Raw genomic sequence first — 12,622 nt, 5'->3', positions numbered from 1 at the left:
CGCCCGGTCAGGCGATGGTGAGCTGCGGGAGGGTGTCGAAGTCGGCGGGCACGAACAGGCTGCCTTCGGTGACGCCCTGCGCGTCGTTGACGGCGGCGAGGCGCGCGTCGAGTTCCGGCATGCCGATGTCGGTGTTCAGGAACGCGCGGAAGGCGGCGACTACGGCGCGCACATCGTCCGCACTTTCGTGCACGAATTCGAGGCGCAGGTCGCGCAGGCCCGCGGTGAGCCACGCGTCGAGGTGCCGCGTGGCAGTCTGCGCGCGCCCCTCGAACACGGTGTTGCGGCAGCCGACGTCGGCCATGACGGGATGCGCGCGACCTTTTTCGTCGCGGAGTTGCACGCGGTGGCTTTCGCAGGGGTGCCCGCAGGTGGTGTAGTCGGTGCCGTCGGACAGGAAGCGGCAGAACACGCAGTGCTCGGTGTGGAACACCGGGAGGTGCTGGTACGCGATGACTTCCAGGCGGTCCGCGCCGACCAGCCCGGCGAGTTCCTCGACCTGCGCGGCGTTCAGGTCGTGGGTGGGGGTCACGCGGTTCAGGCCGAGGTGGAGCAGTTCGCGGGCGGTGAGGACGTTGGCGGTGTTCAGGCTGAAGTCGCCGGTGAGCTCCGGGCGGTTGCCGGCTTTCTGCAGGTCTTCGAGCAGGCCGCCGCTGCGCACGAGGATGCTGGCGTTCAGGCCGAGCAGGAACTTCTTGAGGTTCTGCTCGGTGGGTTTCAGGATGCGCGGGCTGGCGACGCGCACGGGAATGCCCGCCTCGCGGACGCGCTCGACGCTGGGTTTCAGGCCGTACAGTTCGAGGTAGTCGAGGGTGATGCTGGCCGGGCGCGCCTCGATGGCGGCGTCCAGCTGTTCGGGCGTGCGGACGAGCAGGTGCAGGCGGGGGGCGTCCGTGGTCGCGGCGGGAGCGGGCGTGGCCTGGGCGCGCAGGGCCTCGTCGAGTTTGGGGTGGATGCGGCGCTCCGGGGCCTGCCCGCGCGCCTCGGTGAGCTGCCGGACGGCCTCGCGGCGCAGGGCGTTCAGTTCGCCGAGCGGCAGGAAGCCGGCGCCGGTCAGGTCGGCGGTGAAGTCCTCGAGGTGATAGGGGGTGCCGCCGAGCTTGCCGAGCTGGTCGCGCAGGCTCGCTTCGTCCATGGCGCGGTTGCGGGCGCTCTGCACGGGCACCGCGCCGGTGATGATGACGGTGTTCCAGTGTTCGTCCTGCACGCTGAGGGTGGGGTTCTCCCCTACCGCGCCCGTGAAGTGCATCTGGATGGGGCGCGTGTAGATGGGGTCGGCGGCGTCCACGAGGGGTTTCACGCGCGCGGCGAGGGTAGGGTCGTGCGTGCGCCACACCCAGTCGCCGGGGCGGATGCGACTGCCGTTCACGGCGCCGCGCCCGAAGCGCAACTCAACCGTGCCGCTCGCGGCCTCCTCAACCTTGCCGCCCGGGGTGAACACCTCGTACAGGAACCCGCCCTCTTCTTTTTCGCCGGGGCTGCGCCAGTCGGCAGCGTCGAACACGAGGCCGTCACCGGGCTTCACGGGAATGCCGGCGAGGTCCACCTTCACGCCCTGGCGGGTCACCTCGGTGACCGTGCCGACGCGCACGCCGCGGTGGCGGGGCGCGCGGCCGCGCACGACGGTCTGGTGGTTCGTGCCGCTCATGAAGTGCGGCCCGAGCCCGCGCGAGTACGCCTGCTCCAGGTCGCGCTCCTCGCTGGGGGTGACGCTGAGCGGCTGGTCCGCCCACGCCTCATCGACGGCCTTGCGGTACGCCTGCGTGGTGAGACCCACGAACTCGGCGTCCTTGTAGCGGCCCTCGATCTTGAGGCAGTTCACGCCGATGCGCACGAGGTCCGGCACCTGGTGCAGGGCGTACAGGTCGCCGGGGGACAGCAGGTAGCGGGCGTCGCCGAGGTCGCGGTGCACGCCGTCCACCAGCAGGTCGTACGGGAGGCGGCAGGCCTGCGCGCACTGCCCGCGGTTCGCGCTGCGCCCGCCCCACGCCTCGCTGCTGAAGCACTGCCCGCTGTAGCTGACGCACAGCGCGCCGTGCACGAACGTTTCGAGCTCCATGTCGGTGGTGTTCGCGATGCGTTCGATGTCGCGCAGGCTCAGTTCGCGGCCGAGCACGACACGGTTCGCGCCGAAGCGCCGCGCGAGTTCCGCCCCTTCGGCACTGGTGATGCTCATCTGGGTGCTGCCGTGGATGTGCAGGTCCGGGCAGATCTCATGCGCGAGTTTCGCGACGCCGGCGTCCTGCACGATCAGGGCGTCCACGCCCGCTTCGGCCATGCGGATGATCTGCCGTTCCGCGTCGCGGAGTTCGCGGTCGAAGATCAGGACGTTGAAGGTCACGAAGCCCATCACGCCGCGTTCGTGCAGGGCCCGCATGATGTCGGGGAGTTCTTCGGTGGAGAAGCCGACCTTCGCGCGGGCGTGGAAAGCGTCGAGGCCGAAGAACACGGCGTCCGCGCCGGCTTCCACCGCCGCTCGCAGTTGCGGCCAGCCGCCGACCGGACTCATGACTTCAGGTTTCACTCGTTCACGCGCCATAACAAGCCAGTCTAGAGGGCGCGGGCGGGTGGCGTCGTGACGCGCGCAACACAAGCGGCGGAACCCGGGCGGCGCGGGCCGCGTACGGGGTGGCATGGTTGACCTTCGTCGTTCACGCCGTCCGTTTGTGCTCATGGGTGCCCTGGGCGTGACGACGCTGACCAGCGCCCTCGCGGCGGCGCCCACCCCGACGTTCCGGACGGTGCCGTGCCCGGCGGACGTGCGCGCGGACCGTTGTGGGTTCGTGCGCGTTCCCGAGGATCACGCGCAGCCCGGGAATGGGCGGACACTCGACGTGTTCGTCGCCGTGAAGCGGGGGACGCAGTCGGCGGGCCGCAACGCGCCGCTGTTCTACCTGGAGGGCGGTCCGGGCGCGCCCAGCAGCCTTTCTGTCGGGCCGCTCGGGCAGGTGTTCCCGGCGTTCGACGTGGTCGGCATCGATCAGCGGGGCGTGGGGCACAGCACGCCGTCTCTCGCGTGCCCGGAAGTGAACACCCTGATGAACGCCTCCGGCGGGGGCGTGCAGTCGAGTGAGGCCACGAACGCGCAGTTCACGGCGACCCTCAAGGCGTGCGGTGCGCGCCTGCGCGCCAGCGGCATTCGCCTGGAGGCGTTCAACACCACGCAGGCCGCGCAGGACGTGGACACCGTGCGGCGCGCGCTCGGGTACGGCCCGGTGAACCTGTACGGCGCGTCGTACGGGACGCGTCTGGGGCAGGAGGTGCTGCGGCGCGCACCCGGCGCGGTGCGCGCCGCCGTGCTCGACAGCGTCATCCCGACGACGCTGGACCGCGTGGCGCGCAGCGCCGAGAGCATCCAGGCGGCCCTGTCGCGCGTGTTCGCGGCGTGCGCCGCGGACGCCGCCTGCGCCGCGAAGTACCCGAACTTGGAGGGCACGTACCGCGCCGTCCTGAAGCAGCTGGACGCCCGCCCTCTGACGCTCAGGGTCAAGGGCGAGGACGGCCCGCTGGACGCGCAGGGCTTCCAGGCGCTGCTGCTCGGCTCGATGTACTTCACGCCTGGCCTGGAGGAGCTCCCGGCCCTGATCGTCGCGGCGCGCGACGGGGACGCCGCGCGCATTCAGGCGTCGTTCTCGGTGCAGTTCCTCGAAACTGTCGTGGACACGCTGACGTGGGGGGCGTTCTTCTCGAACGAGTGCGCGGGCGAGGTGGCGTACAGCACGCCGGAACGGCTGCGCGCCGCGCTGAAGGCCGCGCCGGAGTTCGCGGGCGCGCTGAACAGCGGTCCTGGCATCAGCAGCGAAAGCATCTTCGACGTGTGCCGCGCGTGGGGCCTCGCGAAGCCCGCGCCCGGCGAGAACGACGCGGTCGTGTCGAGCGTGCCGACGCTGCTGCTCGCCGGGGAGTTCGACCCGGTGACGCCCGCCGCGTGGCTGCCCGAGGCGGCGCGCGGCCTTCAGGCCGCGCAGACGCTCGTGGTGCGCGGCGCCGGGCACGGCTCGGGCCTCACGAGCGCCGCCGGGTACGAGGCCGTCGTGAAGTTCTTCCTGAACCCCACCGCGAAACTGACGGTGCCCGCGGCGAGCACCGGGAAGCTGAACTTCCGGTGAGGCTCAGGCGCGCGGGTCGGTGGCCAGCATCCCCATGAGGTGCTGATCCACCCAGGCGCCCTCCCAGTGCAGCGCGTGCCGTTCGGTGCCCTCGTGCACGAACCCGCAGTTCTCGTAGGTGCGGCGCGCGCGCGGGTTGAAGGCGTACACGCCGAGGCTGAGGCGGTGCAGGCGCACCACGTCAAACGCGTACTGCACGACCGCGCGCGTCGCCTCCGTGCCGTACCCGCGGCCGACGACGTCCGGGCCGCTCAGGGCAATGCGGAAATTCATGCTGCGGTTCGGGGCGTCCAGGCTGTTCAGGACGACCTCGCCGAGGTACGCGCTGTCGTCGGCGCGCAGGATCGCCCAGTCCGCGCGGTCGTCCGCGGCGGCGACGCGCGCGAGGTGGCGTTCCACGTCGGCGCGCCTGAAGTGCGCGTGCGTGCCGGTCAGCCGCTGGAACTCTTCGTGCTGCAGCGCGGCCATGACGTCGTCGAGGTGCTCAGGGCCGAGCGGTACGAGGCGCAGACGGTCGGTGGTGAGGGTGGCGGGCGGGGTGAGGGCCGCCGTAACGGGCGCAGTCATGCGGGCGTTGTATCAGGCCGCGGCGCAGGGCGGCATGCGCCGAAGCGCCTAAGCGCTTGAGGACGAACCGCGCTGCGTCGTGAAGCGTCACCCTGCGCGGACCGTTAGGGGGCGGGCGTCTGCAGGGCGCGTTTCAGGGCACTGAGGCCGCCGGGGTACGCGCGGGCGTCCAGGCCGTCCGCGCGGAGGTACTGCGCGGCGAGGCTGCTGCGCGGCCCGTGATCGCAGACGATCAGGAGCGGGCCGAGGTCGGCGTTCAGGCCGTGCTCGCCCGCCTCGATGCGGTCGAGGGAAACGGCGCGCACGGGGTTGGGGAGCAGCCGTTCGAGCGGGTCGCGGAAGCGCAGCTCCTGCGCGCGCAGGTCGATGATGAGCGTGCTGGGGTCCGGGCGGGCCGTGGTCATGCCCGTAGGGTACGCTCACGCGCACAATCCGAGTGCGGGACTTGGGTATGCTGTGGGGCATGAACGAACTCACCCCACAACAGGCTTACGAGCGCGTGCAGGCCGGCGCGCTGCTCGTGGACGTCCGCGAGAACGAGGAGTACGCGGACGTTCACGCGCGCGGCGCGCGCCTGATGCCGCTCAGCACCTTCCAGCAGACGTACACGGACCTCCCGAAGGACGCGGAGATCGTCCTGATCTGCCGCAGTGGCGCGCGCAGCGGCCGCGCGACGGAGTTCCTGGCGAGCCAGGGGTACGGGAACGTGTCGAACCTGACGGGCGGCACGCTGGCGTGGATGGACGCCGGCCTTCCGACGGGAGACGCGCAATGAGCGACGCGCCGGTCAGTACCCCCACCGAGGCGCAGGTCCGCGAGGCGCTGAAGGTCGTGAAGGACCCGGAAATTCCGGTGAACGTCGTGGACCTCGGCCTGGTGTACGGCGTGGACATCACGGATGAGGGCATGGTGGACATCACGATGACGCTGACGTCCGTGGGGTGCCCGGTGCAGGACCTGATCCGCAGCGACGCGGAGATGGCCGTGATGGGCGTGGACGGCGTGTCGGGCGTGAACGTGGAGTTCGTGTGGACGCCGCCATGGAGCCCGGAGAAGATGAGCGAGGACGGCAAGCGTCAGATGCGCATGTTCGGCTTCAACGTCTGACGCCGAGCGCGTGAGCGGAGGGCGGCACCCGGGGTGCCGCCCTGTTGTGTTGAATGCGTCACGTTCCGCGGGGGGGCGGGCGGGGTACGGTCCGCGCATGGATTACGTTCGGTTGGGGCGGAGTGGTCTGAAGGTTTCGCGGATTTCGCTGGGCACCATGACGTACGGGGATCCGGGCTGGCGGGACTGGGTGCTGGATGAATCGGCGAGTCGGCCGTTTATTCAGCGGGCGCTGGAGCTGGGCATCAACTTCTTCGACACGGCGGACATGTACAGTCTGGGCCGCAGCGAGGAGGTGCTGGGGCGGGCGCTGCGGGATTTCGCGCGGCGGGATCAGGTGATCATCGCCACGAAGGTGTACAACGCGATGGGGTCCGGGCCGAATGACCGTGGCCTGTCACGCAAGCACATCATGGACGCCGTGCAGGCGAGCCTGCGGCGCCTGGGCACGGATTACATCGACCTGTACCAGATTCACCGGTTCGACGCGGACACGCCCATCGAGGAGACGATGACGGCGCTGCATGACCTCGTGCGGATGGGCATGGTGCGGTACATCGGGGCGAGCAGCATGCTGGCGTATCAGTTCGCGAAGATGCAGCACGTCGCGGACCTGCAGGGGCTGACGCGGTTCGTGAGCATGCAGAACCATTACAACCTCGTGTACCGCGAGGAGGAGCGCGAGATGCTGCCGCTGTGCCTCGAGGACGGCGTGGGCGTGATCCCGTGGAGTCCGCTGGCGCGCGGGTTCCTGGCGGGGAACCGGCGGGGCGGCGAGGCGCAGACGACGCGGGCGCGCAGTGACAAGTTCGGGGAGAGCCTGTACCGCACGCCCGGGGATTACGCGGTGCAGGCGCGCGTGCAGGAGGTGGCGGGGCGGCTGGGTGTGTCGGCGGCGCAGGTGGCGACGGCGTGGTTGCTGCAGCAGCCGGGCGTGACGGCGCCGATCATCGGGGCGAGCAAGATGCCGCACCTGGAGGACGCGGTGGCGGCGCTGGACGTGCGCTTGAGCGCGGAGGACCTCGCGGCGCTCGCGGAGCCGTACGAGCCGCACCCGATCCTGGGCATGTGAGGCGAGAGGGGCAGCCGGTGCGGGCTGCCCCTCAGCTTTTGGGGGTTCAGGTGGTGGCGGGCGGCGGCGTGGGCCGCCAGAGGGCGGCGGCGACGAGCAGGAGCAGCAGCAGTACGGCGCCGCTCAGCAGGTACGGGCCGCTGCTGCTGACGTACTGGTACAGGCTGGTGGCGACGAGCGGCCCGCCGAGTCGGCCGAGAGCGAGGGCGCTGCTGTTCAGGCCGGCAATGCGGCCCTGTTCGTCCTCGGTGACGTTCAGGCTGAGGGCGGCGCTGAGGGTGGGCCCCAGGATGGCGCTGCCGACGCCGACGAGCGCGAGGGCACCCGTGATGGTCCAGTACGTGTGCGCGGCGGGGATGAGCAGCATGCCGGCGCCCATGATGAGCAGGCCCGTGAGGATGAGCGGGCGGGGCGGGAGGCGTTTGCTGAGGGGGCGGATGGCGCCGCCCTGCACGAACGCGGCGAGGAACCCGAAGATGGCGAGCATGCCGCCGACCGTGACGGCGGTCCGCGCGGGCGTGAGGTTCAGGGTGTCCTGCACGTAGAAGCCGATGGTCTGCTCCATGCCGACGGACGCGAGGGTGTACAGGGCGCTGATGGCGAGCGCGAGGCGTACGGGGCCGCGGCGCAGCAACTCCAGGCCGCGGGTGGGGCGCGCGTCCGGCTGGCCGGGCGTGCGGGTTTCGCGGAGGGTGGTGGCGGCGAACAGGGCGGTGAGTAGGCCGAGGGCGGCGCTGGCGTACACGGGAACGGTGAGGCCGTAGCGACTGAGGAGCGCGCCGAGGCCCGGGCCGAACACGACGCCGAGGCCGAACGCCGCGCCGATGAGCCCCATGGCGGCGGCGCGGTGCTGTTTGTCGCTGAGGTCGGCCATCATGGCCTGCGCGGTGGGGAGGGTGGCGCTGGACAGGCCGCCGCCGAGCAGGCGCGCGCCGATGAGCAGCGCGAACAGGCCGGTGCCGCGCAGGGCGCCGCGCAGGCCGAGGTCGGCGATGAACGCGAACAGCGCGAAGCTGGCGGTGAAGCCGAGCAGGCCGGTCAGGAGGACGGGTTTACGGCCGGCGCGTTCGCTGCGGGCGCCCCACAAGGGGGAGCAGAGGAACTGCATGAGGCTGTAGGCGACGCTGAACAGGCCGGTTTGCGTTTCGGTGAGGCCGAGTTCGCGGCTGAGCGGGGCGATGATGGGGAACAGGATGCTCAGGCCGAGCATGGCGACGAAGATGGTCAGGAACAGCGTGAGCTGAGCGCGTCGGGTGTTGGCGGCGCGGGGTGAGGGTGTGGGGCGCGTCAAGGGGACCTCCTGGGCCTGCCGGGTGGGGGTGGACCGGGCGGGGCGGTGCCGGCGCATCGTACCACGCGGCCTGACCGATCGGTCAGGCCGCGTGCGCCGTCAGGCAGGTGGTGGGCTGCGCTTCGTTCTGGCCGCGCGCAGTGTAAGTCTGTTTCTTGTCAGGCGATGGAAGCGCTCCTATAATGCGTGCCGAGCATACAGCCCATCACCTGACTGTTCGTGCTCGGCCACAGTCAGCCTTCGTACGCCCCTGGCGTGCGCTGCTCTGACGCGCGGACATGTTGTTCTTCACTTCAAGGAGTGTTGTCATGAAAAAAGCCCTGGGTCTTTCTGTTCTTTCGCTTGCGCTGATGGGAAGCGCTTCCGCCGCGCAGATTCAAGTCTGGACGCACTTCGGCACCACGGAACTCGCGTGGCTGAAACAGCAGGCCGCGACCTTCAAGCAGAAGACCGGCAACGACGTGCAGATCGTCAGTGTCCCCTTCGACACCATGGTCGACAAGTTCATTCAGGGCGCCCCCAAAGGGCAATCCGCTGACCTAATGGTCACGCAGGCCCACGACCGCCTCGGCCAACTCGCCGCGGCCGGCGTCGTCGAGCCGATGGACAAGTACGTCGTCAGCAAGAGCGACCTCGACAAGACCGCCGTGAGCGCCATGACGTACCGCGGAAAACTCTTCGGCCTGCCCATGTTCGCCGAAGCGGTCGCCGTTGTGTACAACAAAAAGCTCGTCCCCAGCGTCCCCACCAGCTGGGACGCCTTCCTGAAGACCGCCCAGGCGAACACCGGCAACGGCAAGTTCGGCTTCCTGGTCGACCTCACGAACGCCTACATGAACTACGGCGTCATCAGCGCGTACGGCGGGTACGTCTTCAAGAACAACAGCGGCACCCTGAACACCAAGGACATCGGCCTCGCGAACGCCGGCGCCGACAAGGCCATGGGCTTCCTGAACGACCTGCGCTACAAGTACAACCTCGTGCCTGAAGGCGTGGACGGCGGCGCCGCCAAGAGCGCCTTTACCGAAGGCCGCCTCGCGATGCTCCTCACGGGTCCCTGGGACATGGGCGACATCAAGAAGGCCGGCATCGACTACGGCATCGCGACGTTCCCCACCCCTCCCGGCGCGAGCGGCAAGTGGAGCCCGTTCGTCGGCGTGCAGGGCATCATGATGAACGCCTACAGCAAGCAGAAGACCATCGCGGCGCAGTTCGCGAAGCAGCTGGTCAGCGCCGACGCGCAGATCAGCTTCAACAAGGCCGGCGGGCGTATCCCCGTGAGCCTCGCGGCGCGCACCAAGCTCAAGAAGGACCCGGTCGTGGCCGGCTTCAGCAAGAGCATCAGTGTGGGCACGCCCATGCCGAACATCCCCGAAATGGGCGCCGTGTGGCAGCCGTGGAGCAACGCGGTCGCGCAGAGCGTCAGCAAGAAGGGCGCGGACGTCGGCAAGATCAACGACGCGGCCGTCAGCGAAATCAACAAGAACATCAAGTGAGGTCACTGGACGGGCGCGCCGCCCGTCCATGCTCACGTTCTGACCGGTGGCGGACGGGGCAACCCGTTCGCCTTTATGTGTGCACGGCCTCGCTGCGCCGTGCATGACGCTGCCACCCGCTTCTCCCCTGTGCCCGGAGGTTGTGCTCAGCCATGACGCTTGCCTTGCGTTCCTCACGTCCGCCGGAGGGCGCGCGCGGTTTCCTGATCGCGCTCGTCGTCCTGATTCTGCTGCTCGGCGGCAGCGCCCTGCTCGCCTGGGCCGCCTCGAACGCCGTCGCTGGAATCGTTCCCACAGCACCGCCGTACCTGATCCTGGTGTTCCTCGCGGTCATCCTGGCGCCCGCCATGTGGCTCGTCTCCCGCGCGTTCCCCTGGATGATGAACTGGTACTACCTCGTGCCCGCCATCGTCGTCCTGATGGCCTTCACGATCGTGCCCATCATCATGACCGTGAACTTCGCGTTCACGAACTACAGCGCGCAGAACAGCGGCTACCCCGACACCAGCTACAAAACCGACATCAAGCTCAGCGCCGACCGCCGCAGCTTCACGTTCACCGCCCCGCCCAGCGGCAACGCCAGCGAAAGCGTCGCCACCAGCTTCGCGTGCGCGCAGCCCACCTGCGCCGGCGAAGCCATCGTGCTGTACGACGAAGCAGGCGACACCCCCATCACCCGCACCGTCGACCGCGTCCAGGGCCTCACCGTCACGCTCACCGCGCCGCTCGCCACGACCTTCAAACCCGTCGCCGCGACGCGCCTCAACAAGATCAGCCGCATCGGCCTGCGCAACTTCCAGGACATCTTCGCGCGCGCCAGCACCGAACTGTGGCCCGTGTTCGCCTGGACGGTCGTGTTCGCGTTCTCGACCATCATCCTGAACAGCCTGCTCGGCCTGATCCTCGGCATCCTGCTGTTCAACAAACGCCTCAAGTTCCGCAACTTCTACCGCACCCTGCTGTTCCTCCCGTGGGCCATCCCCACCGTCATCAGCGTGCAGGTGTGGGGCGGCCTGTTCAACCAGCAGTTCGGCGCCATCAACAAGATGCTCGGCCTGCTCGGCGCCACCAGCATCCCCTGGCTCACCGACCCGCTGTGGGTGAAGATCGGCGTGCTGCTCGTGAACCTCTGGTTGGGCTTCCCGTACATGATGACCGCCACCATCAGCGCCCTGTCCACCATCAGCGACGACCTGTACGAAGCGGCCGAAATTGACGGCGCCAGCCGCTGGCACCAGATCCGCTACATCACGCTGCCGCTGCTGCGCAGCAGCTTCACGCCCATCCTGCTGTCCGGGTTCGCGTTCAACTTCAACAACTTCGGCATCATCTACCTGCTCACGCTCACCGCGCCCGGCGGCGCTGGCGGCCCCACCGTCGAAGGCAGCAGCTCCACCGCCGGCGCGTCCGACATCCTCATCAGCTGGGGCTACAAGACCGCGTTCGGCGCGCAGGGCGGCAGCAACTACGCGCTCGCCAGCGCCATCGCCATGATCGTGTTCTTCCTGACCATCGCCATCAGCCTCGTGAACTTCCGCGCCGCCGGCGTCTTCCAGGAGGCCCGCAAGTGAGCGCCGTCCCCTCCCGCACCCCCAGCGACCCCGACGTCTACGTTCACCGCGAACCCAACCTCCTGCAACGCGCCGTGCCGTGGCTGATCGGCGCCGCGCTCCTCATCGGCGCGTTCTTCCTGATCCGCGCCCTCGGGCACAGCCTCGACCGCCGCGCGCCCGGCGTCGGCGTGCTGTTCATCAAGAGCGGCTGGGTCCGCGCGCTCGGCATCGTCGCCCTGATCGCCGGCGTCATGGCCCTCACCAGCCTGATCGGCCAGCGCGTCGGCCAGGCCCGCACCGGACGGCGCATCTCGTACCTCGCCGTACTCGGCGACCAGCTCACGCACCTGTTCCTGTGGCTGGTCATCATCGCGGCGCTGTACCCGCTGGTGTTCGTGGTCTTCACGTCCCTCGACCCGCGCAACACCATCACCATCTTCCCCACCGACACCGGCAACCTCCTGCAACGCGCCGGGCTGATGCCAGACCTCTCGAAACTCAACTGGAGCAACTACGCCACCCTGTTCGAGGGCTTCACCATTCCTGTGTGGCAGGTCATCGCCGCCGTCATCATCGGCGCGGCTCTCGCGGCCCTGCTGATCCTCGCGCTGCTCGGCCGCGCCGCGCCCGACAGCGCCCGGCTCGCCAGCAGCCGCGCGTGGGTGATCCGCGCGCTCGTCGCGGCCCTCGCGGTACTGGTCGTGTTCATGAGCCCCGCGCAGTTCACGGGCGGCAGCAACGAAAGCAAATTCCTGCTGTCCGTGCGGAACACCATCATCATCGCGGGCGTCACGGGCCTGATCGCGCTGCTGCTCAGCACCACCGCCGGGTACGCCATGGCGCGCCTCCGCTTCCCCGGCCGCTTCCAGACGCTACTGTTCTTCATCTTCATTCAGATGTTCCCGGTGTTCCTCGGCCTGGTCGCCATCAAGTTCATGTTGTTCACGCTCGGGCTCGACAACACCTTCACGGGACTGATCCTCGCGTACAGCGGCGGCGCCATCGCGTTCAACACCTGGATCTACAAGGGGTACGTGGAAAGCCTCCCCGAAAGCCTGGAAGAAGCGGCCATGGTGGACGGCGCGACGCGCTGGCAGGCGTTCTGGCGCGTCGTGCTGCCCCTGAGCGGCAGCATGCTGATCTTCATCTTCCTGAACCAGTTCATCGGCACGTACGCGGAGTACATCATCGCGTCGCAGGTGCTCACGGGCGTGGAGAACTGGACGGTCGGCATCATGCTCCAGAGCTTCAGCCAGGGGCAGTTCAGCACCAAATGGGGAATCTTCGCGGCTGCAGCCGTGCTGGGCGCGCTGCCCATCGTGGCGCTGTTCTATGGCTTCCAACGCTACTTCGTGGGCGGGGCCGTGGCAGGCGGCGTGAAGGAATAATCCGCAATACCCAGAGGGGCAGAGCGTGATGAGTCATCA

At 69.1% G+C, this 12,622-nt stretch carries 11 protein-coding genes; 7 read left to right on the top strand and 4 right to left on the bottom strand.

Features of this window, described 5'->3' with window-relative positions:
* Window positions 1-7: 7 nt before the first annotated feature.
* Window positions 8-2,539, bottom strand: a complete 2,532-nt coding sequence (locus DEIMA_RS07175) for a U32 family peptidase (RefSeq protein ID WP_013556568.1) — start codon at window positions 2,537-2,539, stop codon at window positions 8-10.
* A 148-nt stretch (window positions 2,540-2,687) separates the two neighbouring features.
* On the opposite strand from DEIMA_RS07175, the gene DEIMA_RS07170 reads away from it, so the two are divergent.
* The gene (locus DEIMA_RS07170; RefSeq protein WP_169311929.1) at window positions 2,688-4,109 is read left to right on the top strand and encodes an alpha/beta fold hydrolase; all 1,422 of its coding nucleotides are present in this window, start codon (window positions 2,688-2,690) and stop codon (window positions 4,107-4,109) included.
* 3 nt (window positions 4,110-4,112) lie between these two features.
* On the opposite strand, the gene DEIMA_RS07165 is transcribed toward DEIMA_RS07170, so the two are convergent.
* Both DEIMA_RS07165 and DEIMA_RS07160 read right to left on the bottom strand, forming a co-directional pair.
* Entirely contained in the window at window positions 4,113-4,676 is a 564-nt protein-coding gene (locus tag DEIMA_RS07165) for a GNAT family N-acetyltransferase (RefSeq protein WP_013556566.1), read from the bottom strand.
* A gap of 104 nt (window positions 4,677-4,780) precedes the next feature.
* Window positions 4,781-5,080: a rhodanese-like domain-containing protein gene (locus tag DEIMA_RS07160; RefSeq protein WP_013556565.1), complete on the bottom strand. Its 300-nt coding sequence runs from the start codon at window positions 5,078-5,080 to the stop codon at window positions 4,781-4,783.
* Between the two features lie 59 nt (window positions 5,081-5,139).
* Here DEIMA_RS07160 and DEIMA_RS07155 point away from each other — a divergent pair, with 59 nt between their 5' ends.
* The 3 genes from DEIMA_RS07155 to DEIMA_RS07145 all read left to right on the top strand — a co-directional run bounded on the left by DEIMA_RS07155 (window position 5,140) and on the right by DEIMA_RS07145 (window position 6,855).
* Window positions 5,140-5,451 carry a rhodanese-like domain-containing protein gene (locus DEIMA_RS07155; RefSeq protein ID WP_245528357.1) on the top strand — a complete coding sequence of 104 codons (312 nt, stop codon included), beginning with the start codon at window positions 5,140-5,142 and terminating at the stop codon, window positions 5,449-5,451.
* Window positions 5,448-5,783, top strand: coding sequence for a metal-sulfur cluster assembly factor (locus DEIMA_RS07150; protein WP_013556563.1), 336 nt, complete (start codon window positions 5,448-5,450; stop codon window positions 5,781-5,783). Before DEIMA_RS07155 ends, DEIMA_RS07150 begins: the two co-directional genes overlap by 4 nt.
* Window positions 5,784-5,880: 97 nt before the next feature.
* The gene (locus DEIMA_RS07145) at window positions 5,881-6,855 is read left to right on the top strand and encodes an aldo/keto reductase (protein ID WP_013556562.1); all 975 of its coding nucleotides are present in this window, start codon (window positions 5,881-5,883) and stop codon (window positions 6,853-6,855) included.
* 46 nt (window positions 6,856-6,901) lie between these two features.
* Here DEIMA_RS07145 and DEIMA_RS07140 read toward each other — a convergent pair whose 3' ends face one another.
* Window positions 6,902-8,146, bottom strand: coding sequence for an MFS transporter (locus DEIMA_RS07140; RefSeq protein WP_013556561.1), 1,245 nt, complete (start codon window positions 8,144-8,146; stop codon window positions 6,902-6,904).
* A 308-nt stretch (window positions 8,147-8,454) separates the two neighbouring features.
* Between DEIMA_RS07140 and DEIMA_RS07135 the strand changes: the two genes are divergently transcribed.
* From DEIMA_RS07135 to DEIMA_RS07125, 3 genes are all read left to right on the top strand, one after another.
* A complete protein-coding gene (locus DEIMA_RS07135) occupies window positions 8,455-9,642 on the top strand; it encodes a sugar ABC transporter substrate-binding protein (RefSeq protein ID WP_013556560.1) in 1,188 nt (395 codons plus the stop codon).
* Window positions 9,643-9,794: 152 nt separating this feature from the next.
* Window positions 9,795-11,213 (top strand): ABC transporter permease subunit, encoded by a 1,419-nt coding sequence (locus DEIMA_RS07130; RefSeq protein WP_013556559.1) that lies wholly within the window; start codon window positions 9,795-9,797, stop codon window positions 11,211-11,213.
* The gene (locus DEIMA_RS07125) at window positions 11,210-12,583 is read left to right on the top strand and encodes a sugar ABC transporter permease (RefSeq protein WP_013556558.1); all 1,374 of its coding nucleotides are present in this window, start codon (window positions 11,210-11,212) and stop codon (window positions 12,581-12,583) included. The genes DEIMA_RS07130 and DEIMA_RS07125 overlap by 4 nt, the downstream gene beginning before the upstream one ends.
* Window positions 12,584-12,622 lie beyond the last annotated feature (39 nt).

The sequence above is a fragment of the Deinococcus maricopensis DSM 21211 genome (assembly GCF_000186385.1).
GTDB lineage: Bacteria > Deinococcota > Deinococci > Deinococcales > Deinococcaceae > Deinococcus_B > Deinococcus_B maricopensis.
This window is presented reverse-complemented; position numbering and strand designations above follow the sequence as displayed.

Bases quoted from the DNA above. Each gene is read 5' to 3' on its own strand.
- DEIMA_RS07175 (WP_013556568.1), bottom strand. From the start codon at position 2,539: ATGGCGCGTGAACGAGTGAAACCTGAAGTCATGAGTCCGGTCGGCGGC.
- DEIMA_RS07165 (WP_013556566.1), bottom strand. From the start codon at position 4,676: ATGACTGCGCCCGTTACGGCGGCCCTCACCCCGCCCGCCACCCTCACC.
- DEIMA_RS07160 (WP_013556565.1), bottom strand. From the start codon at position 5,080: ATGACCACGGCCCGCCCGGACCCCAGCACGCTCATCATCGACCTGCGC.
- DEIMA_RS07155 (WP_245528357.1), top strand. From the start codon at position 5,140: ATGAACGAACTCACCCCACAACAGGCTTACGAGCGCGTGCAGGCCGGC.
- DEIMA_RS07150 (WP_013556563.1), top strand. From the start codon at position 5,448: ATGAGCGACGCGCCGGTCAGTACCCCCACCGAGGCGCAGGTCCGCGAG.
- DEIMA_RS07145 (WP_013556562.1), top strand. From the start codon at position 5,881: ATGGATTACGTTCGGTTGGGGCGGAGTGGTCTGAAGGTTTCGCGGATT.
- DEIMA_RS07135 (WP_013556560.1), top strand. From the start codon at position 8,455: ATGAAAAAAGCCCTGGGTCTTTCTGTTCTTTCGCTTGCGCTGATGGGA.
- DEIMA_RS07130 (WP_013556559.1), top strand. From the start codon at position 9,795: ATGACGCTTGCCTTGCGTTCCTCACGTCCGCCGGAGGGCGCGCGCGGT.